The organism is Lysobacter sp. TY2-98 (assembly GCF_003367355.1).
GTDB lineage: Bacteria > Pseudomonadota > Gammaproteobacteria > Xanthomonadales > Xanthomonadaceae > Cognatilysobacter.
Genome location: NZ_CP031413.1, coordinates 2126507 through 2147742 on the forward strand (window position 1 = coordinate 2126507; position 21236 = coordinate 2147742).

General features: G+C 67.6%; 16 protein-coding genes and 1 riboswitch. Of the genes, 12 read left to right on the forward strand and 4 right to left on the reverse strand.

All coding sequences use genetic code 11. The annotated features are described in order from the left end of the window. Nucleotides 1-20: 20 nt before the first annotated feature. Together DWG18_RS10355 and DWG18_RS10360 are read left to right on the forward strand one after the other, a co-directional pair. Nucleotides 21-494: a hypothetical protein gene (locus DWG18_RS10355; RefSeq protein WP_115647109.1), complete on the forward strand. Its 474-nt coding sequence runs from the start codon at nt 21-23 to the stop codon at nt 492-494. Nucleotides 495-497: 3 nt separating this feature from the next. Then, nucleotides 498-950, forward strand: a complete 453-nt coding sequence (locus DWG18_RS10360) for a DUF2846 domain-containing protein (RefSeq protein ID WP_115647110.1) — start codon at nt 498-500, stop codon at nt 948-950. Between the two features lie 70 nt (nt 951-1020). Here the strand turns inward: DWG18_RS10360 and DWG18_RS10365 are convergent, their stop codons facing one another. After that, the gene (locus DWG18_RS10365) at nt 1021-1518 is read right to left on the reverse strand and encodes a hypothetical protein (RefSeq protein ID WP_115647111.1); all 498 of its coding nucleotides are present in this window, start codon (nt 1516-1518) and stop codon (nt 1021-1023) included. Between the two features lie 229 nt (nt 1519-1747). On the opposite strand from DWG18_RS10365, the gene DWG18_RS10370 reads away from it, so the two are divergent. Then, the gene (locus tag DWG18_RS10370; protein WP_115647112.1) at nt 1748-3811 is read left to right on the forward strand and encodes a sodium-translocating pyrophosphatase; all 2064 of its coding nucleotides are present in this window, start codon (nt 1748-1750) and stop codon (nt 3809-3811) included. A gap of 192 nt (nt 3812-4003) precedes the next feature. Further along, complete coding sequence (gene ppa, locus DWG18_RS10375; RefSeq protein WP_115647113.1) at nt 4004-4552, forward strand: inorganic diphosphatase; 549 nt, start codon at nt 4004-4006, stop codon at nt 4550-4552. Nucleotides 4553-4614: 62 nt separating this feature from the next. On the opposite strand, the gene DWG18_RS10380 is transcribed toward ppa, so the two are convergent. Beyond that, a complete protein-coding gene (locus tag DWG18_RS10380; RefSeq protein ID WP_115647114.1) occupies nt 4615-6549 on the reverse strand; it encodes a sulfotransferase in 1935 nt (644 codons plus the stop codon). Between the two features lie 81 nt (nt 6550-6630). Continuing rightward, nucleotides 6631-8505, reverse strand: a complete 1875-nt coding sequence (thiC, locus tag DWG18_RS10385; protein ID WP_115647115.1) for a phosphomethylpyrimidine synthase ThiC — start codon at nt 8503-8505, stop codon at nt 6631-6633. Nucleotides 8506-8576: 71 nt separating this feature from the next. Continuing rightward, nucleotides 8577-8672: riboswitch (TPP riboswitch) on the reverse strand. A gap of 329 nt (nt 8673-9001) precedes the next feature. On the opposite strand from thiC, the gene DWG18_RS10390 reads away from it, so the two are divergent. The 8 genes from DWG18_RS10390 (at nt 9002) to DWG18_RS10425 (ending at nt 18018) form a co-directional block, all read left to right on the forward strand. Next, nucleotides 9002-10150 (forward strand): homoserine dehydrogenase, encoded by a 1149-nt coding sequence (locus tag DWG18_RS10390; RefSeq protein ID WP_115647116.1) that lies wholly within the window; start codon nt 9002-9004, stop codon nt 10148-10150. Nucleotides 10151-10209: 59 nt separating this feature from the next. Continuing rightward, complete coding sequence (locus DWG18_RS10395) at nt 10210-11127, forward strand: homoserine kinase (RefSeq protein WP_240318652.1); 918 nt, start codon at nt 10210-10212, stop codon at nt 11125-11127. Next, a complete protein-coding gene (gene thrC, locus DWG18_RS10400) occupies nt 11124-12407 on the forward strand; it encodes a threonine synthase (protein ID WP_115647118.1) in 1284 nt (427 codons plus the stop codon). Before DWG18_RS10395 ends, thrC begins: the two co-directional genes overlap by 4 nt. Nucleotides 12408-12458: 51 nt before the next feature. Beyond that, entirely contained in the window at nt 12459-12836 is a 378-nt protein-coding gene (locus tag DWG18_RS10405) for a DUF805 domain-containing protein (protein WP_162823794.1), read from the forward strand. Further along, nucleotides 12823-15072, forward strand: a complete 2250-nt coding sequence (locus DWG18_RS10410; RefSeq protein WP_115647120.1) for an FAD-binding protein — start codon at nt 12823-12825, stop codon at nt 15070-15072. The genes DWG18_RS10405 and DWG18_RS10410 overlap by 14 nt, the downstream gene beginning before the upstream one ends. Then, on the forward strand, nt 15069-16115 hold the full coding sequence (locus DWG18_RS10415) for a hypothetical protein (protein ID WP_115647121.1): 1047 nt from the start codon (nt 15069-15071) through the stop codon (nt 16113-16115). The genes DWG18_RS10410 and DWG18_RS10415 overlap by 4 nt, the downstream gene beginning before the upstream one ends. A gap of 1 nt (nt 16116) precedes the next feature. Beyond that, on the forward strand, nt 16117-17109 hold the full coding sequence (locus DWG18_RS10420; RefSeq protein WP_115647122.1) for an alpha/beta fold hydrolase: 993 nt from the start codon (nt 16117-16119) through the stop codon (nt 17107-17109). Between the two features lie 108 nt (nt 17110-17217). After that, nucleotides 17218-18018 carry a class I SAM-dependent methyltransferase gene (locus DWG18_RS10425; protein ID WP_162823795.1) on the forward strand — a complete coding sequence of 267 codons (801 nt, stop codon included), beginning with the start codon at nt 17218-17220 and terminating at the stop codon, nt 18016-18018. A 6-nt stretch (nt 18019-18024) separates the two neighbouring features. Here DWG18_RS10425 and DWG18_RS10430 read toward each other — a convergent pair whose 3' ends face one another. Beyond that, nucleotides 18025-21228 (reverse strand): efflux RND transporter permease subunit, encoded by a 3204-nt coding sequence (locus DWG18_RS10430; protein ID WP_115647124.1) that lies wholly within the window; start codon nt 21226-21228, stop codon nt 18025-18027. Nucleotides 21229-21236: the final 8 nt, after the last annotated feature.

A 21236-nucleotide genomic window follows, 5' to 3' on the forward strand; every position in this document is an offset into this window, starting at 1 on the left:
CGCCGGTGGGAACGCCGGTCATGGTCGAGATCGCGCAGCGGCTCGTCTCCGATGAGGACAAACCGGGCGCGACGTTCGCGATCCGCCTCGCCGAGCCGATCGTCGTGAATGGCTTCGAGCTGGTGCCCGCGGGCACGCCCGGCCAGGGCGAGATCATCCACGCCGCGAAGGCGCGTGGTGGCGGACAGCCGGGTGAGCTGCTGCTGGCTGCGCGTTATCTCGAATTCAATGGCCACCGCATCCCGCTGCGCGGACTGAAGCTCGGCGCGGCCGGCAAGGACCACACCGGCGCTGCGCTCGCGACTGCGGTCGCCGTCGGCGTGTTCGCCGAGTTCATTCACGGCGGCGAAATGATCGTCGAAAGCGGGACGCGCGCGCCGGCCAAGCTCGCGGGCGCGATCGACGCCGCGCTGCTCGCATCACCCGCATCCGAATCGACTGCAGCCGCGGCGTCGCCGACGGCCGCATCCGCAGCACCATCCACCCAGGAGTAATCCATGTCGAAGTTCGCTCGCCTCGCTCTCTCGCTCGTCCTGATGTCGCCGATCGTGGCGCTCGCCGACGATGCCCCGACCGCACCCGCTGCGCCTGTTGCCGCGCCGGCGAACACGCTCATCAGCGCTGCGCCCGCCGACAAGGGTCAGATCGTCTTCTTCCGCGAGTCGAAGTTCGCCGGCGGCGCGATCGGCTTCAAGGTGCGCGAGGGCGAAACGGAGTTGGGCAAGCTGCGTAGCGGCAACTATTTCGTCGCGGTCGTCGAGCCGGGCAAGCACGAGTACAACGTGCACGGCGAGACCAAGGACATCCTGACGATGGAAGTCGAGCCGGGTGAGACGTACTACGTGAAGGCGACGATCTCGATGGGGTTCCTCGCAGGCCGCCCCAACATCGCACCGTCCGACGAGGCGGCGTTCCTCGCGGTGTCCGCGAAGCTCAAGCGGTCCGAATGATTCGCGCTGCGACGCAACGAAAAACGGGCCGCATATGCGGCCCGTTTCCATTGCAGCACCCGGGATGCGGTCAGCCGCCGCAGGGCTTGCCTTCCGTCGCGACGGTCGCGGTATACGCCGCCATTGGCGCTTTGCCGGCGCTCGCCTTGGCATCCTGCAGATACAGCCGCGCGCGGCCCTGCGCGTCGAGCTTCAACGACTTCTCGTCGACCGGCAGGCGCCAGACCGTGATCACCGCCTGCAGGCCGGGGCAGTCCTTCGACGGAATGCGCACGATGTCGTTGAGCTTCCAGCCCGTGGCTTCGCTTGGCTTGGCCTTTTCAGGATTCAGGAGACGCGCGCGTGCCTGGCACGTCGGGCTGCTACGCACCGGCGCGAATTTGTAAGGCAACGCGGGGTCGCCGGTGAACGTGCCTTCCAGCCACGCGCAGGCCTCGGGTATGCCGCGCGCGAGATGGGTGACGCCGTTGGCCTGGGGTGCGCCGACAGGACGCTGGACTTCGGGCGTCGCGGCGGACGCGAAGCCCGCGGCGAGCGCGAGGCTGGAAGCAAGGACGGCAACGCGCATGGATCGGGTCTCCGGTCGATTGGCGGCGAGCCTCGCACGTCGGCACTGAACCGCGCTTTCACCTGACGCCGCGGCCGCTCGCCGTGCGTTCCGCGCGCCGCGATCACGCAGCGCAACATTCGTTGTCGCAATCCCTGTGCCATAGTCCGGCAGTCCGCGCGGTCGAGGCCGCCAAGGGCTTCAAACACCGTTGTCCGATGTCCACTTTTCTGGTTTGGGGAGGGGGTTCATGCTGGAGCAGTACGGTCTTGTCCTGGCGCTGGTCTGCGCCGTAATCGCGATCCTTTACGGGGTCATCTCCGCGCGCTGGATCACCGCGCAACCCGCCGGCAACGAACGCATGCAGGAGATCGCCGGCGCGATCCAGGAAGGCGCACGGGCGTATCTCAACCGCCAGTATTCGACGATCGCGATCGCGGGTGTGGTGCTGTTCGCACTGATCGGTTTCTTCCTGTCGTGGCCGAGTGCGATCGGCTTCCTCATCGGCGCCGTGCTTTCCGGGGCGGCGGGCTACATCGGCATGAACGTGTCGGTGCGCGCGAACGTGCGCACCGCCGAAGCGGCACGCCGGGGCATGGGCCCGGCGATGAACGTCGCGTTCAAGGGCGGCGCGATCACCGGCATGCTGGTGGTGGGCCTTGGCCTGCTCGGCGTCGCCGGCTACTTCGCGATCCTGCACTTCCACATGGGCTACAGCGAGGAGCAGGCGCTGCACGCGCTGGTCGGTCTCGCCTTCGGCTCGTCGCTGATCTCGATCTTCGCGCGTCTCGGCGGCGGCATCTTCACCAAGGGTGCGGACGTCGGCGCGGATCTCGTCGGCAAGGTCGAAGCCGGCATTCCGGAAGACGACCCGCGCAACCCGGCCGTGATCGCCGACAACGTCGGTGACAACGTGGGCGACTGCGCGGGCATGGCAGCCGACCTGTTCGAGACCTACGCGGTGACGATCATCGCCACGATGCTGCTCGGTGGTCTCGTCTCCGCAGAAGCCGGTGCGCACGCGGTGCTGTATCCGCTGGTGCTCGGCGGCGTGTCGATCATCGCGTCGATCTTCGGCACGATGGTGGTGAAGGTCGGCAGCGGCGGGTCGATCATGGGGGCGCTGTATCGCGGCGTGATCGTGTCGGCGGTGCTCGCCGCGATCGCGTTCTTCTTCGTCACGCAGCAGTTGATGGGCGACTCGAAGTACGGCGCGATGAGCCTGTACTACTGCGCGCTGATCGGCCTCGCGCTCACCGGCGCGATCGTCTGGATCACCGAGTACTACACCGGCACGCAGTACAAGCCGGTACGCCACGTCGCGCAGGCGTCGACCACCGGCCACGGCACCAACATCATCGCGGGGCTCGGGGTGTCGATGAAGTCGACGGCGATGCCGGTGGTGGCGGTGTGCCTCGCGATCTGGGGTGCTTACGCGCTGGGTGGGCTGTACGGCATCGCGATCGCAGCCACGTCGATGCTGTCGATGGCGGGGATGATCGTCGCGCTCGACGCGTACGGTCCCATCACCGACAACGCCGGCGGTATCGCCGAGATGAGCGAGCTTCCGCCGGAAGTGCGCGCGGTCACCGATCCGCTCGATGCGGTGGGCAACACCACGAAGGCGGTCACCAAGGGCTATGCGATCGGCTCGGCCGCGCTCGCCTCGCTGGTGCTGTTCGCCGACTACACGCACAACCTCGACGTCGCCAACGCGGCGAAGGCCGCGGCGGCGGGCGTGGCGGCGATGCCGATCACGTTCGATCTCTCCGACCACTACGTGATCATCGGTCTGCTCATCGGCGGCCTGATCCCGTACCTGTTCGGCGCGATGGCGATGGAAGCGGTGGGCCGTGCCGCGGGCGCGGTGGTCGAAGAAGTGCGCCGTCAGTTCCGCGATATCCCCGGGATCATGCAGGGCACCGGCAAGCCGCAGTACGACAAGGCGGTCGACATGCTGACCAAGTCGGCGATCAAGGAAATGATCCTGCCGTCGCTGCTGCCGGTCGCCGTGCCGGTCGTGGTCGGCCTGCTGCTCGGGCCGAAGGCACTCGGCGGCGTGTTGATCGGCACCATTGTCACCGGCCTGTTCGTGGCGATCTCGATGACCACCGGCGGCGGCGCCTGGGACAACGCGAAGAAGTACATCGAGGACGGCCACTTCGGCGGCAAGGGCTCCGAAGCGCACAAGGCGGCCGTCACCGGTGACACCGTCGGCGATCCCTACAAGGACACCGCGGGCCCGGCGATCAACCCGCTGATCAAGATCATCAACATCGTCGCGCTGTTGCTGGTGCCGCTGCTCGGCAGCTGATCCGGCCGGTCAGGTTCCAAGGCGAAGGGCGGCCCTCGGGTCGCCCTTCGTCGTTCCGGGGAGCGGCGGGGCCGGCCCGTCGGGGTCTCAACCCGCCCCGCACCGGCTGCTGCAGCGCAGCACGGAGACCGCTAAAATCCGCAGCCCGCGCCCGCCGACCGGCGGGCGCATCGCTATCTGGAGCACATCGTCATGGGTCTGGACCTCGTTCCCACCGGCAAGAATCCGCCGGACGAGATCAACGTCATCATCGAGATCCCGAAGGACTCGGAACCGGTCAAGTACGAAGTCGACAAGGAAACCGGCGCGATCTTCGTCGACCGCATCCTGTCGACGCCGATGCGCTACCCGTGCAACTACGGCTACGTCCCGCACACGGTCTGCGGCGACGGCGACCCGGCCGACGTACTGGTCATCCTGCCGCTGACCCTGGTGCCGGGCTCGGTGATCCGCTGCCGCCCGGTCGCGGTGCTGAAGATGACCGACGAAGCGGGTTCGGACGAGAAGATCCTGGCCGTACCGGTCACCAAGGTATTCAACGGCTACCAGCACATCGAGGACATCGAGCAGGTGTCCCAGCACTGGCTCGACCGCATCGGCCACTTCTTCGAGCACTACAAGGATCTCGAGAAGGGCAAGTGGGTGAAGGTCGACGGGTGGGGCAATGCCGCCGAAGCCAAGGCGATCATCGTCGACGCGATCAAGCGCTATGACGACTCGGCGGAAAAGCCGAATTACTGATTAGTCGTCGCGATGATCAAAAAAAAGGCCGCCTTCGGGCGGCTTTTTTTTGCTGACACCGGTCAGGCTATGGCGTCGAGCAGGTGGCGCGCGCGCGCATCTGCCGACGCGGCGATCGACCACACCCGTTCGATCGCCTGCTCATGACGCCGCCATTTGTCCGGATCCGGCGGCGTCAGTGTGTGGCGCGAGAGCGGCAACGTATCGAGCGTGCGGTCCCAGGCGAGGTCCGCGAAGTCGCAGATGCGTGCCGCCGTTGCGCGCGGCGCGGCGACGAGATCGTCGTAGCGGACCATTAGGCGCGAGTCGGCCGGCAGCCGCTCCAAGTCATCGAGAACGCACTGCGTGGTCGTCGCCCATTGATGCGCGACGATCATTTCCAGCGGTTGGCCGATGAGATCCCGCCACCCCGGTACCAGCAGCAGCGACCATGCCGGGCCCGTCCAACCCGGCAGATTCGGATACGTGTGGAAGCGACCCGACTGCCAGGCTTCGATCATGCTCGCCAGCACGCTACGCGGCTCGCGGTAGAGATACACGAACCGGGCATTCGGAAATGCCGCGCGCATGAAGTCGACGCGCAGCGTGTTCTTAGGCGTCTTCTCGAGCAGTCGCACCGCTGCACCCGGCACCGGCGGTCGTCCGTCGCGATCGCGCAACGCGGATCCGAAGTTGCGATGCAACCCGGCAACGATCGCGGGCGTGGCGTCGGCGGCCGTGAGCCGGTTCGATTCGAAACCACGCGTCGACGGATGCAGACCGGGCAGCGTCTCGATGTGCCGATGGCTTTCGTGCCCGATCGTGTACAGGCCCGGCGCCTGCGCGAGCGTTTCGAACAGCAGCGTCGAGCCTGAGCGCGGTGCGCTGAGCAGCACGAGCGGGCGGTCGAATGAGACCTGTGCCGGGGCGCTCGCGGCCGGTCGCGCCATCGACGCGGCAGGCGACGCGGTACGCACGAACATCGGATTGAATCCACCAGCGATCGTCTGTGGCCGCGGCGACGCTGCCCTGGGACCTCCACTCGCAACTGGTGCCGACTGCGCACGAGGTGATTCTGTGGACGCTGCACGCTGCGCCACGAGGTTGCTCGTGACGATCGCGTGCAAGGCGGTGACCACGGCGACGTTGTTGCGCATGCGCAGGCTATCGAACGGCGCCGCCATGGCGCGCAGGCGCTCGCGTGCGGCGCGATAGGCGTCGAGCCCCTTCCCACTGTCACCGTACAGGGCCCACAGCGCCTGCCAGTCGCGCAGGAACGGGCGCATCACGTCGCGAATAAATCGATCCACGTGCTCGGAAGGCGGCGTCTCGCCAACGAGGAACTCGATATGGGTTCGCGCCTCCCACGGCGTCATCACCATCGGCAGGTTGTACGACTCCAGCTGCAGCGACACCGGCGTCGCCTGCGGCGCGATGCGGCGCGGCGTCCAGCCATCACGCACTTCGTCATGCGGACGCGCATCGCGCATCAGTTCCCAGAAGCCGGGGCCGCCCACCGTGTCGGCGACGAGGTGAATGCGCTGCCGATGATCGTCGTTGTGCACGTTGTGCCGACGCCAGGTATCGAACGTCCAGCATTCGCCCTCGGCCATGTTGAGTTCCTGGCCATCACAGACGAAACGCACGGTGGGCTGCGTCACGATCGGCACATGGATGCGCATGTGCTCGCGCCAGTAGTAATTGATGTCGACGTGCGGCGTCACCTCCGCCTGGCCGGCGAGACGCATCAGGCGCGAACGGCCCCAGACGGCGCCGAGGCTGTGCATCACCTGCATCAGGTACGGACACGCGAGCAGATGCGGCGTCGGGCGCATCGCGCCGTGCACCGCATCACTCTCGGGATCGCCGTCGACGCTGATCAGCGTGAGCGCGTCGTTGCCGGGAAAGCCCTGCGGGTGCGGACGCCAGACCTCGGGGCCAAGGGCCTCGATCTCGCGCGCGAGGACGCCGGCATCGAACGACACCGGCAATTGCAGGAAAGGGTGATCGAGCTTCATCGGGACGTCCGGACCGCGGTCCCGGCCATTCTAGGCCGGGCCCGTCGCGCGGAACCGGGGCGGACGTCCTGCCTGAGCGGGTCAGGCCTTGTGATAGACCTCCGCGCCCGTCGCGCGGAACTCGGCCGACTTCTCCGCCATGCCCTGCTCGATGTCGGCGACCGACTCCGGATGCTCCTTGGCGTAGTCGCGCACGTCCTGCGTGATTTTCATCGAGCAGAAGTGCGGGCCGCACATGGAGCAGAAGTGCGCGACCTTGTGCGCGTCCTTGGGGAGCGTCTCGTCGTGGTACTCGCGGGCGCGCTCCGGGTCGAGGCCGAGGTTGAACTGGTCTTCCCAGCGGAACTCGAAGCGCGCCTTGCTCATCGCGTTGTCGCGTGCCTGCGCACCGGGATGTCCCTTCGCGAGGTCGGCGGCGTGCGCGGCGATCTTGTAGGCCATCAGCCCTTCGCGCACGTCGTGCTTGTTCGGCAGGCCCAGGTGCTCCTTCGGCGTGACATAGCAGAGCATGGCGGTGCCGAACCAGCCGATCATTGCGGCGCCGATCGCGCTCGTGATGTGGTCGTAGCCGGGCGCGATGTCGGTGGTCAGCGGGCCGAGCGTGTAGAACGGCGCTTCGCCGCACTCGCGCAGCTGCTTGTCCATGTTCTCCTTGATCAGCTGCATCGGCACGTGGCCGGGGCCTTCGATCATGGTCTGGACATCGTGCTTCCACGCGATCTGCGTGAGCTCGCCGAGCGTTTCGAGTTCACCGAACTGCGCGGCGTCGTTTGCATCGGCGATCGAGCCCGGACGCAAGCCGTCGCCGAGCGAGAAGGCGACGTCGTACGCCTTCATGATTTCGCAGATGTCCTCGAAGTGCGTGTAGAGGAAATTTTCCTTGTGATGCGCGAGGCACCACTTCGCCATGATCGAACCGCCGCGGCTGACGATGCCCGTCACGCGATTCGCGGTGAGCGGCACATAGCACAGCAGCACGCCGGCGTGGATGGTGAAGTAGTCGACGCCCTGCTCCGCCTGCTCGATCAGCGTGTCGCGGAAGATCTCCCAGGTGAGTTCTTCGGCGCGGCCGTCGACCTTCTCCAGCGCCTGGTAGATCGGCACCGTACCGATCGGCACGGGCGAATTGCGGATGATCCACTCGCGCGTCTCGTGGATGTGCTTGCCGGTGGAAAGGTCCATCACCGTGTCCGCGCCCCATCGGATCGACCAGACGAGCTTCTCGACTTCTTCGGCAATGCCCGACGACACCGCGCTGTTGCCGATGTTCGCGTTGACCTTGGTGAGGAAGTTGCGGCCGATGATCATCGGCTCGCTTTCCGGATGGTTGATGTTGTTGGGGATGATGGCGCGACCGCGCGCGACTTCATCGCGCACGAACTCGGGCGTGATCAGCTTCTGGATGTTCGCGCCGAAGGTTTCGCCGGCGTGCTGGCGCAGCAGGTGCGCCTCGCGGATCGCCTCGATGCGCTGGTTCTCGCGGATCGCGATGAACTCCATCTCCGGCGTGACGATGCCCTTCTTGGCGTAGTGCATCTGCGAGACGTTCGCGCCGCTCACCGCGCGACGCGGCAGCGCGCGATTGCCGAAGCGGATATGCGCGAGCTTGGGATCGTGCTCGCGCGCGCGACCGTAGTCGGACGACAGGCCCGGAAGCACTTCGGTATCGCCGCGCTCGGCGATCCACTGCGCGCGCAGCGACGACAGGCCCGTCGACAGGTCGATCGTCGCGGTTTCATCGGTGTACGGGCCCGAGCAGTCGTATACCGCGAGCGGTGCGTTCTCCTCGCCGCCGAACAGCGTCGGCGTGCGCGCCAGCGCGATCTCGCGCATGGGTACGCGGATGTCGGGCCGCGACCCTTCGACATGGATCTTCTTCGAGCCCGGGATCGGACGGACGACATCGGCCGAAAGCTTTTCGGCCTGCTGGAGGAGTTCGGTGGCGACTGCGTTCATCGGATCGTCCGCTGCATGAGGGGTCGAACGTCGACATCGACGTTCACTGCGAGCGGGCGGCGCGCGGACGCAATGCGCCCCGCGAAGCTTCCCTACGGCGGTCTCAACCGCATCAGGTTCGAAGGGTCTGTCTCAACCGGCCTCGGCCGGTACCCCCGCTTCGAGGCGCATTTCACCATGCGCGGCCCCGCGGGGCCACCGGCCGTACCGCGAACGCGTCGACGAACGGCTTTGACAGGCACCGCGCCACGGGCGTTTACTCGGGTCATGACCTTCCGGGCCTCCCCTGCCGTCGTCTCGACCCTCGCACCGCGAGTGGCGGACGTCTGCACGCGCAACGGCCTCGGTACCAGCACCCGCACCACCACGACCACGTCGTGGAGGATGCGGTTGCGCGTGATTCCGGACTGACCGTCCGCCACCCGCCCCGCATCCGATCGGATGCGGGGATCGCATCCGAACCGGACACGGGGCTCCTGACAGGGAGTGCTCCGCCATGTCCGCCGTCCTGACCGAACGCCGAATCGCCCCGTTTCCGCCGCACATCGCCGCGCGCGGTGCCTGCGCGCGCACCGCGACCACGACGATCGCGCTCGGCCTGATCGGTCCCGGCAAGGTCGGCCGCGCGCTGCTCGCGCAGTGGGCGGACGTCGCGCCGCGCCTGCGGGCGCAGGGCGTCGACGTCGTGCTTCGCGGCGTGATGGATCGTCGCCGCATGTGGCTGGGTGCCGCACGCGGGTCGCTCGATGCGGTGATGGAGGGTTTCGAGGCCGCCTCCGCACCCGATGTCTACCGCTTCGGCCCGCACCTCGTCGACGAAGGGCGCGTGCAGGCGGTGGTCATCGACTGCTCGGGCAGCGACGACGTCGTCGACCACTACGCGCGCTGGCTCAGCCAGGGACTGCATGTGGTGACGCCGAGCAAACGCGCCGGCAGCGGCCCGATCGAGCGCTGGCATGCGATCCGCAACGCGACGCGCAACGGCGCGCGCTTCCGCCACGAAGCCAGCGTCGGTGCCGGCTTGCCCGTCATTCAGACGCTGCGCAGCCAGCTCGACACCGGCGACGACCTGCTCGGCGTCGACGGCGTGCTCTCGGGCACACTCGCGTGGCTGTTCCATCGCTTCGACGGCAGCCGGCCGTTTTCGCACCTCGTTCGCGAAGCGCACGACCTCGGCTACACCGAACCGGATCCGCGCGACGACCTGTCGGGTCTCGACGTCGCCCGCAAGCTGGTGATCCTCGCGCGCGAAGCCGGGCATTCGATCGCGCTGGACGATGTCGAGGTCGAAAGCCTAGTGCCGGCGCACCTGCGCGACGTCCCGCGCGACGCGTTCCTCGCCAAGATCGACGCGCTCGACGCGCCGATGCAGGCGCGCTTCGACACCGCCCGGGCCTGCGGCCGCGCGCTCCGCTACGTCGCGAGCTTCGATGGCCACAAGGCGCACGTCGGCCTCGCGATGCCCGGCCCCGACGACGCCACCGCGCACGGACGCCTCACCGACAACCTGATCCGGTTCCGCACCCGCCGCTACGCGGATAATCCGCTGGTGGTGCAAGGGCCCGGCGCGGGCCCCGAGGTCACGGCGGCCGGCGTGTTCGGCGACGTCCTCGCGATCGCCCAGTATCTCGGAGCCCGCCTGTGACCCGACTCGATGTAAGCCCTCGTGATGTCCAGCCGCTCGACAGCGAAGCGGGTCGCAGCATCCGCGCATTCGCGCCGGCGAGCATCGGCAACATCGGCGTCGGCTTCGACCTGCTCGGCCACACCATCCAGGGCCCCGGCGACGCCGCGACGGTGCGCTTCATCGATGAACCCGTCGTGCGCATCGACGCAATCGACGGCGAGGTGCCCGGCCTCGCACGCATTCCGCTGATCGCCGAACGCAATACCGCCGGTCGCGCGCTGATCGAACTGCGCGCGTCACTCGGCCTCGCGCACGGCTTCGCGGTGACGTTGCACAAGGGCATCGCATTGGGTTCGGGTCTGGGCGGCTCCGCGGCGTCATGCGTGGCGGCGCTGGTCGCAGCGAATGCGCTGCTCGACGCGCCCCTGTCGCGCGAGTCGCTCTACCCGTTCGCACTGGCCGGCGAATCGGTCGCCAGCGGCAGCCTGCACGGCGACAACGTCGCACCCATGTTGCTCGGCGGGGTGGTGTTGGCGACGGAGACGCGCGCGATCCGCCTCGATGCGCCGGACCTCTACTGCGCCGCGGTGCACCCCGCGCATGTGCTGGAGACGCGCGAAGCCCGCGCCGTGCTCGCCGCGCCGTATCCGCTGGGCGACGTCGTGCACCAGACCGCGCACCTCGCTCAGTTTCTCACCGGCCTCGCGCGCGGCGATCGCGAGCTCATCGCTGCCGGTCTGCACGACGTGCTGGTCGAACCGCGTCGCGCTGCGCTGATTCCGGGCTTCGATGCCGTGAAGCAGGCTGCACTCGATGCGGGCGCGCTGGGCGCGAGCATCTCCGGTGCAGGTCCAACCGTATTCGGCTGGTTCGACACGCGATCGGACGCGGAGACCGGCGGCGCGGCGATGGTCGCAGCGTTCCGTCGCGCCGATCTCCACAGCCGTGCCTACATCTCGCCGGTGAACGGCCCGCGCGCCGAGATCGTGGCGTGAGGTTCGTCAGCACGCGTGGCACCGCACCCGCGGTCGACATCGACAGTGCGCTGGCTTCGGGACTTGCACCAGATGGCGGCCTCTACGTTCCGGAAACGATTCCCGCCGCACCGGCGATCGATCCGTCGGAGGGACTCGCACGCACCGCTGCGACCCTGCTCGCACCGTATTTCGAAGGCTCGCGCATCGCCGAAGCACTGCCTGCGATCTGCGATGACGCATTCGATTTCCCCGCACCGCTGCAGGCGCTCGCCGCCGACACCTTCGTGCTCGAGCTCTTCCATGGCCCGACGGCCGCCTTCAAGGATTTCGGCGCGCGCTTTCTCGCGCGCGCCCTCGAAGCGCTGCGTCGCCCGGACGATCCCGAGGTCACGATCCTCGTCGCGACATCCGGTGATACCGGCGCCGCCGTTGCGGCGGCGTTCCATCGGCGCCCCGGTTTTCGCGTGGTCATCCTGTACCCCGATGGTCGCGTCTCGCCGCGCCAGGCTCACGGACTCGGCTGCTGGGGCGACAACGTGCGGGCGTTGCGCGTGGCCGGCACCTTCGACGACTGCCAGCGCCTGGTGAAGCAGGCGCTGGGCGACACCGCGCTGCGCAACGAGATCGCGCTCGGTTCGGCGAACAGCATCAGCCTCGGCCGCCTGTTACCGCAGGCCGCCTACTACGCACAAGCCGCGCTCCAGTTCCAACGCGATCACGGCGAGCGGCTGAACTTCGTCATTCCTACCGGCAACCTCGGCAACGCGACGGCGTGCTGGCTCGCACGTCGCATGGGGCTGCCGATCGGCGACATCGTGCTCGCCTGCAACGCCAACGACGTGCTGCCGCGTTACTTCGACGGCGCCGACTACCGGCCGGCGGAAACGCGCGCAACGCTGGCGAACGCCATGGATGTCGGCGCACCGAGCAATTTCGAGCGCCTGCGTCACGCACATGCCGACGACGCCGCACTGCGCCAGGCGATGCGTGCCGCCAGCGTCGACGATGCGCAGATCCTCGCGACGATCGAACGCACCGACCGCGAGCTCGGCTACGTGCCCTGCCCGCACACCGCGACCGCGATCGACACGCTGCACCACCTGCGCGGCGCCGGTGACACGCGGCCGTGGGCGGTGGTCGCGACGGCGCATGCGGCGAAGTTCGAGACCGTCGTCGAGCCGCGCATCGGCCGGCTGATCGCGCCGCCACCCGCCTTGGCCGACTGCCTCGCGCGCCCCGCGCACGCCGACCCGCTGCCGGCCGATTACGACGCCCTGCGCGCGGTGTTGCGCCCCTGACCCGTGACGCCGCTACCATGCGGCGTCACGTTCGCGATGGGGAGATCGTCGATGGCACAGGGACTGTTGCACTGGACGCGCTGGCGGGGTCGCCTGCGTCGCCGCGATTTCCTGCTCCGGCTGGTCATCGCCACGGCCGTGTTCACCGTGCTGTTCGTGTTCCTCGACCGCGTCGTCAGCGAGAGCAGCACGCTGCTGCTGTATCCGCCCTATTTCACCGTGCTCGCCTCACTGTTCGCCCGCCGCCTGCACGACCAGGCGCGCTCGGCGTGGTGGCTGCTGGTGCCGATCATTCCGGTGCTGGGCCCGCTGATCCTCGCGTGGCGCCTGCTGATCACGCCCAGCACGCACGGCGCCAACCAGTACGGCGACGATCCGCGCCTGCGCGGCTACGACTACCTGCAGGTGGCGATCCATGAACCGGCCTGACGGTCCCGCGATCGACGCTGGCGTGATCGTCAACGACGTCACGCGCTTGAATCCCGTGCGGGTGTGGGCGGTGGCGACGCCGATGTCGGTCGATGAAGTCGTCGACGCCGTTCGCCGCAGCGACGGCGCGATCTCCGTGGGCGGCGGCCACTTCAGTATGGGCGGCCAGACCGCCAGCCCGGGCAGCCTGCACCTCGACATGCGCCGCATGAATCGCGTGCTGCATTTCGATCCGGTCGACCGCACCATCCGCGTGCAGGCGGGCATCCGCTGGTGCGACATCCAGCGTTTCGTCGATCCGCATGATCTGTCGGTGCGGATCATGCAGACGTACGCGAACTTCACCGTCGGCGGCTCGCTCAGCGTCAACGTGCACGGGCGTTATATCGGGCTGGGTCCGCTGATCTTGTCGGTACGGTCGATCCGCATGGTGCTGGCTGACGGCAGCATCGTCGATGCGAGTCCGGACACGAATTCCGAACTCTTCTACGGCGCGGTGGGCGGCTATGGCGGGCTGGGTGTCATCGTCGAAGCCGAGCTCTCGCTCGACGACAACGTCCGCGTCGTGCGCACGCATGCCTGCATGCCGACGTCGTCGTATGCGGCGTGGTTCCGCGAACATGTCCGCAACGATCGCGACGCGATCTTCCACAACGCCGACCTGTATCCGCCCCACTACCGCCGCGCCCGTGCGGTGACGTGGCGTCGTACCGAGCGCGCGGCGACGGTGACCGATCGCCTGCAGCCGCTGCGCAAGCATTTTCCGCTGCATCGCTATTTCTTCTGGGCGTTCACCGAAACGCCCGGCGGCAAGCTGCGTCGCGAACGGCTGCTCGACCCGCTGATCTACCTGTCCAGGCCCGTGCACTGGCGCAACTACGAGGCCGGTTACGACGTCGCCGAGCTCGAGCCAGCGTCACGCCGCAAGTCGAGCTACGTACTGCAGGAATATTTCGTACCGGTCGAACGCTTCGACGAGTTCGTGCCGCGCCTGGCCGAGATCCTCGCGCGTCATCGCGTCAACGCCGTCAACGTCTCGGTGCGCCATGCCTTCACCGATCCGGGCTCGATGCTCGCCTGGGCGCGCGGCGAAACATTCGCCTTCGTGCTGTATCACAAGCAGCGCACGCGCGAGAACGCGAAGGCGCGCGTCGCTGTGTGGACGCGTGAGCTGATCGATGCGGTGATCGCCTGCGGCGGCACCTACTACCTGCCCTACCAGCCGCATGCCACGCCCGAGCAGTTCCATCGCGCCTATCCGCGTGCAAAGGAACTGTTCGCGCTCAAGCGCCGGCTGGACCCCGATTTCCGCTGGCGCAACGTCCTCTGGGACACCTACTACGCGCCCGCACTTTCCGAGACGCCGATGACCACCACAACCGCGCCTGCCGGCGACTTCCACGCCGTCTACGGCACCGCCACCGGCAGCGACGCGTTCTACCGCTTCCTGCAGAACATCTACCGGCTTTATCCGGAAGACCGCTTCCACACGCTCATCCGCGACGCCGTGCGCGAGCATGCCGACGACGAGGCGATCTATCGCGCATTGCAGGCCAAGCTGCCAGGCATCAAGCCTTTCCTGTCGGAGCTGACGTACGCGCTGCCGTCGCTCTCCAAGCAGAAGAAGGAGATGTCGCGGCAGATGCTGCAGCTGCTCGGCTGCCGTCGAAGCTTCGATGGGCACATGGAGATCGGCAGCACCGGGCGCTACGCCAGCGACCTGCGCAAGCACGTCGACCTGCGCGGCGATCTCGTCTTCCTGCACGACGCGGCGCCGACCTACTCGCCCGTGGACATCGTCGAACGCGGCGGCTTGCGCAAGCTCGGCCGTTTCGTGCCGTTGGACGACTACGCGCCCATTCCGCAGAGCGCCGTCGCCGACGCGAGCCTCGACCTCGTCACCTGCCTGATCGGCCTGCACCACGTGCCGCTCGACCGCCTTGATGCGTTCATCGCCTCACTGCATCGCGTGCTGCGCAAGGACGGAGTGCTGATCCTGCGCGACCACGACGTCGCCGATGCGCCGATGAATGCGCTGGTGAACCTGGCGCACGCGGTGTTCAACGCCGGGCTCGGCGTGCCGTGGGCGACGAATGCCAAGGAGCTCCGCCACTTCCGCACCGTCGCGGAGTGGATCGACATCCTGCGGCGCCATGGCTTCGAATTGATGGGTGATGGCCTGCTGCAGGATCACGATCCGACGCTCAACACGCTTCTCGCGTTCCGTCGCACATGAGGCGCGCACTCGCCAGCGCGGCGCTGATGCTGTGGCTCGGCCTCGCGCCGGCCGTGGCGTCCGACGCGCCTGCAGCGACCGACCCGCTCGCGATTCCGGCCGCGGAACAGCGCACGGGCGACCAGACCTTCCTGACGTTTCCGGAATGGTTCCTGGTCTTCAGCCCCGACGAATACGCCGACATGCTCGAAGCGCACCAGTCGCCGAGCCGCTTTCCGTTCTACGCCCATATCGCGCAGTTCTGGCAGGCCTACGGGCGCGTGATCGACTCGGTGCGCGGGCGCTGGCCGTTCAACGGCGAGTACCACACGATGATCATGGTCATCGGCGCGAGTACGACGGTCGAATACGGGCTCAAGGGCACCTACGAGACGTTGATCGGTCGCCTGAGCGAACTCGGCACGGCGCCGCTGTCGACGCCGGAAGATCGCCTCGCCGCGAAACAGGCGCGTGACTACGTGGAATTCGTGCGCGTGCGCCCCTGGTACGAGTTCGACTTCATGACGCCGCTCAAGTCGCTGTGGCGCGACACGCCGGCGACCGGCCCGCACCTCGTGCGCAAGTGGGAGCGTCGCTATCTGCTCACCAGCGAGTGGTTGATCAAGGCGGGGTACGCGGCACTGATCGAGAAGGCGACCCACACCGCCTTCAAGGTCGCCAAGCCGACGACGGCAACAGTGATCGACGCGATGCCCGATAACCTCGCGGCGCTGCCGGAAATGCACGTCGATGCGCGTGTCGGCACTGCGGCGCGCGTCGACCTACCGCGCTACCAAGCGTTCACGCCGTACGCGACGTCGATCGCGCGCGCTGGCGGTACGTTTCGCGAGATCGCCGGCAATCGCGGCGACCTGCTTGTCAGCGTGGTGATGCCGCAAACCAGCGACACGCCGACGGGCACGCGCCTGCTGTTCCGCCAGCCCATCCTCACGCGACCGGGCTACGAGCGCCGCGCGTTGGTGACCTCGGTGTTCGGCCTCGCACCGTTACTCGCCGAGCGCGAAGCGGCGGGCGACGAAGTCGAACACGTGTTCGACTACTGACATGCCGTTCCTGCGTCTCGTGCGTCGCGTGGTTTTCGTGGTGCTGGCGACGGCGCTCCTCTACATCTGCGCGAGCGTGGCGTGGGTCGAGTACCACGAGCGCGTGTCGCCGCGCACCGCGGCGCCCGCGGGCGGACGTTTCATCGACGTCGACGGCGTGTCCGTCTTCGTGCAGGTCAGCGGCCCGGCGAGCGGCGCCCCGGTACTTCTCGTTCACGGCACCGGCGCATGGAGCGGCACCTGGTTCTCCCTGGTGCCGGCGTTGACCCACGGGGGCTACCGGGTGATCGCCGTCGACCTGCCGCCGTTCGGCTATTCGTCGAAATCGACCCGTGCCGACTATTCGCGGCCCGCGCAGGCGATGCGACTGCAGCGCGTCCTCGATGCACTTCGCATCCCGAAAGCGCGCGTGGTCGGCCATTCCTTCGGCGGCGGCCCGGCACTGGAACTCGCGCTCACCGCGCCGAAGCGCGTGGAGCGCCTGGTGCTCGTGGACGCGGCGCTCGCACTTGATGCACCGCCCAACGATCCCGACACGGTGGCATGTCGCCTCCTCGCGCACGGCGGCCGCCAGGCGTTGCTTGCGTCGACCGCCACCAATCCGCTCTGGAGTCGCGCACTGCTGCGTAGCTTCGTGGCGCGCAAGGACGCCGTCACCGATGCGCGACTCGCCGCCTATCGCGAACCGCTGCAGCTGCGCAACACGACAGACGCGCTCGGCGCATGGGCGCACGCATTCGCCTGCGACGCGCGGACGGGCCTCAGCACACACGCTGACAACATTGCGGGACTGACGCCGCCGCTCACGCTCATCTGGGGCGACGCCGACACCATCACCCCGATCGCGCAGGCCGAACACCTCAAGACGCTGGTGCCGGGCGCACGACTCGAGGTGCTGCATGGCGTGGGCCACATCCCGCACCTCGAGGACCCCGCGTCCTTCGAACCCGCGCTGCTGCGCGCGCTGGCGCAGGCGCCCGCGACATCGCGATGACCACTGCGGCCGCTCGGGCGCAAGGGAACGATGTCGCGATTGCGGCCGTCCGATCGCGCGTCGGGTGGATACGGCCGTCGTATCAGTCGGTCTGCGTATGATCCCCGCATGACGCCCGCCTGCCTCGTCTGCGAATCTCCGACGGACCATTTCGCGGCCCACCGCGTGCTCGGTCGTCACGACGCCGAATACCGTCGCTGCACGAAATGCGGATACGTTTTCGTCGTCGCGCCGCACTGGCTCGATGAAGCCTACGGAACCGCGATCGCGGCGTTGGACACGGGGATCGTCGTTCGCAATCTATGGCTTGCCGACGTCACCACCGCATTGCTTGGACTGACGTTCCGCGACGTCGAACGCACGGTCGACTACGGCGCCGGCACCGGCCTGTTCGTGCGCCTGATGCGCGATCGTGGACATGACACGTACTGGCATGACGCCTACAGCCCGAACCTGCTCGCGATCGGCTTCGAGGCGGACATGAGCGAGCGCTACGATCTCGCCACTGCATTCGAGCTGGTGGAGCATCTGCCCGACCCTCGCGCAGGATTCGAAACGCTCGGTAGTCTGGCGCCGCGGTTGCTGATCTCGACCGACCTGTTGCCCGATCCCGCGCCTGCCATTTCGGACTGGCCTTACTACGCGCCCGAAAGCGGGCAGCACATTGGCTTCTTCACCCGCACTGCGCTCGACGTGATGGCCGAACGGCTCTGCCGACGGGCGTCGAGCAACGGGCGCAACCTGCACGTACTGGCCGAGGAACCGGTGAGCGAGCGCCTGTTGCGCCTGCTGCGTCGCCCCAAACGGGCACGATGGCTAGCGCGCTTCGGCCGGCGCCCGGGACGCACCTATACCGATGCAGACCTCATGGCCGATCGACTGCGGGCTGCGCAGTCGACCAGCCTCTGACGCGCATCACGCGGGCTCGGGTTCCAATCCGTCGACCTGCGTCGCGGTCACCGCGGCATCGGCGGGCACCTTCACCCGGAACCACGCCGCATACAGCGCCGGCAGGAACAGCAGCGTCAGGAAGGTGGCGACCAGCAGGCCACCCATGATGGCGACGGCCATCGGGCCGAAGAACGCGCTGCGCGAGAGCGGAATCATCGCGAGGATCGCGGCGAGCGCGGTGAGCACGATGGGGCGGAAGCGGCGCACGGTCGCCTCGACGATCGCTTCCCATGCCTCGCGGCCGTCCATGCGGTCCTGCTCGATCTGGTCCACGAGGATCACCGAGTTGCGCATGATCATGCCGGCCAGTGCGATCGTGCCGAGCATGGCGACGAAGCCGAACGGCACGCGGAACACCAGCAGGAACAGCGTCACGCCGATCAGTCCCAGCGGTGCGGTGAGGAACACCATGACGCTGCGTGAGAACGAGCGCAGCTGCAGCATCAGCAGGGTGAACACGACGAACACGAACAGCGGCATCCCGGCCTTGATCGAATTCTGGCCCCGCGCGGAATCCTCCACCGTGCCGCCGACGTCGATCGAATAGCCGTCCGGCAGCCGCGCGCGCAGCGATTCCACCGCCGGCATCAGTTGCTCGACCACGGTCGGCGGCGTGAGCGCATCGCGGATGTCGGCACGTACCGTCATCGTCGGCAGGCGATCGCGGTGCCAGATGATGCCGTCCTCGAAGCCGTAGTCGAGCGTGGCGACCTGCGTCAGCGGAACCGCACGACCATTCGCCGTCGGCACCATCAGCGAACTCAGCGCCTGGAGATCGCTGCGATCGCGGGCGGAACCGCGCACGTCGATGCCGATCAATTCGGTGCCTTCGCGGTAGGTTCCGACATTTGTGCCCGACAGCGCGCCCGACAGCGCCTGCGCAAGCTGCGCCGAGCTGATGCCGAGCGCGCGCGCACGTTCCTGGTCGACCTTCAGCCGCACGACCTTGCTCGGCTCGTCCCAGTCGAGATTGACGTTGGTGACGTGCGGATTCGCGAGCACCTTTTCGCGCAGCTGGCCAGCGAGACGACGCACTTCGTCGATGTGCTCGCCGGAGACGCGCAACTGCACTGGATATCCCACCGGCGGGCCGTTTTCCAGGCGCGTCACGCGCAGCTGGAGCTCGGGAAAACGCGGGAACACGTCGTCGATCAACCAGCCGCGGATCGCTTCGCGCGCCTTGATGTCCTTCGGCGTCAGCACGAACTGCGCGAAGTTCGCTGACGGCAGCTGCTGGTCGAGCGGCAGGTAGAAGCGCGGCGAACCGGTGCCGACATAGTCGACGTAGCTCGCGAGGTCCTTGCGTGTGTCCAGAATTTTTTCGAGCTTCTTCACCTGCGCCGCGGTCTGGCGCAGCGAGCTGCCTTCGGCGAGCTCGACGTCGACCATCAGTTCCGGACGCACCGAGTCCGGGAAGAACTGCTGCGGCACGAAGCGGAACAGCAGGATGGACGCGACGAACGCGGCCGCGGTGATCGCCAGCACGGTCTTGCGACGCCGCACGCACCACAGCACCCAGCTGCGGAAGCGCGTGTAGAACTTGGTCGCGTACGGATCATGCGCGTGTGCGTCGTGGGGTTTGGGCGCGACGACGTCCGCAAGCGCGGGCACGCGGCTGGCGAGACGCTGACGGAACGCTTCCCAGCGTGCCGCGATCCAACCGGGCTTGGGCGGGCCCGCGTGACCGTAATCGGGCAGCAGGCGATCGCCGAGGTACGGAATGAACATGACGGCCGCGATCCACGACACCAGCAGCGCGATCGTCACCACCTGGAACAAGGAGCGCGTGTACTCGCCGGTGCTCGACTGCGCGGTCGCGATCGGCAGGAAACCTGCCGCGGTGATCAGCGTACCGGTGAGCATCGGAAACGCGGTCGATTCCCACGCAAACGCCGCGGCTTTCAGACGACTGAAGCCCTGCTCCATTTTGATCGCCATCATCTCGACGGCGATGATCGCGTCGTCGACCAGCAGCCCGAGCGCGAGCACCAGCGCACCGAGCGAGATCTTGTGCAGGCCGACGTCGAAGTAGCTCATCACCGCGAAGGTCATCGCGAGCACGAGCGGAATCGACAGGGCGACCACGAGGCCGGTGCGCAGGCCGAGCGAGAAGAAGCTGACCAGCAGCACGATCGCCACGGCTTCGGCGAGTACGCGCACGAATTCACCGACCGATTCCTCGACCGCCGCCGGCTGGTCGGACACCTTGCGCAGCTCCATGCCGATCGGCAGCGTCTTCTGCAACTTTTCGCGCTCGGCCTCGAGCGTCCTGCCGAGCGAGAGGATGTCGCCGCCGTCCTTCATCGCCACACCGAGGCCGATCGCGTCCTCGCCCATGAAGCGCATGCGCGGTGCCGGCGGATCGGCGAAGCCGCGATTCACCGTCGCGATGTCGCCGAGATGGAAGGTGCGGTCGCCAACGCGGATCGGGAACGCGCGGATGTCGCCGACGCGATCGAAGCGGCCGTCGACACGCAGGGCGATCCGCGACGAGCCGGTCTCGAAGAAGCCCGCAGGCGCGACGGCGTTCTGTGCATTGAGCGCGTCGAACACGGCCTGCGCCGGGATGCCGAGCGTCGCCAGCTTGGTGTTGTCGAGGTCGACCCAGACCTTCTCGTCCTGCACGCCGAACAGTTCGATCTTGCCGACGTCGGGCTGCTTCTGCAGTTGCAGCTGCACGCGTTCGGCGTAGTGCTTGAGCACCGCGTAATCAAAGCCCTTGCCGGTGATCGCGTAGATGTTGCCGAAGGTGTCGCCGAACTCGTCGTTGAAGTACGGGCCCTGCACGTCACGCGGCAGCATCGGCTTGATGTCACCGACCTTCTTGCGCACCTGGTACCAGAGCGGCGGAATCTGGTCGGAATGCAGCGAATCCTTCGCCATGAAGATGACCTGCGATTCGCCCGGCCGCGAATACGAGCGGATGAACTCGTACTGCCCGGTTTCCATCAGCTTCTTTTCGATCCGGTCGGTGACCTGCGACGAGACTTCGTCGGCAGTCGCACCCGGCCACATCGTGCGCACAACCATCACCTTGAAGGTGAAGCGCGGATCCTCGCTGCGACCGAGCTTCATGTAAGCCAGCGCGCCAGCGATCGCGAGCACGATCATCGCGTAGACGACCAGGCTGCGATGGCGCAGCGCCCATTCGGAGAGGTTGAAGCGCATGGCGGGCC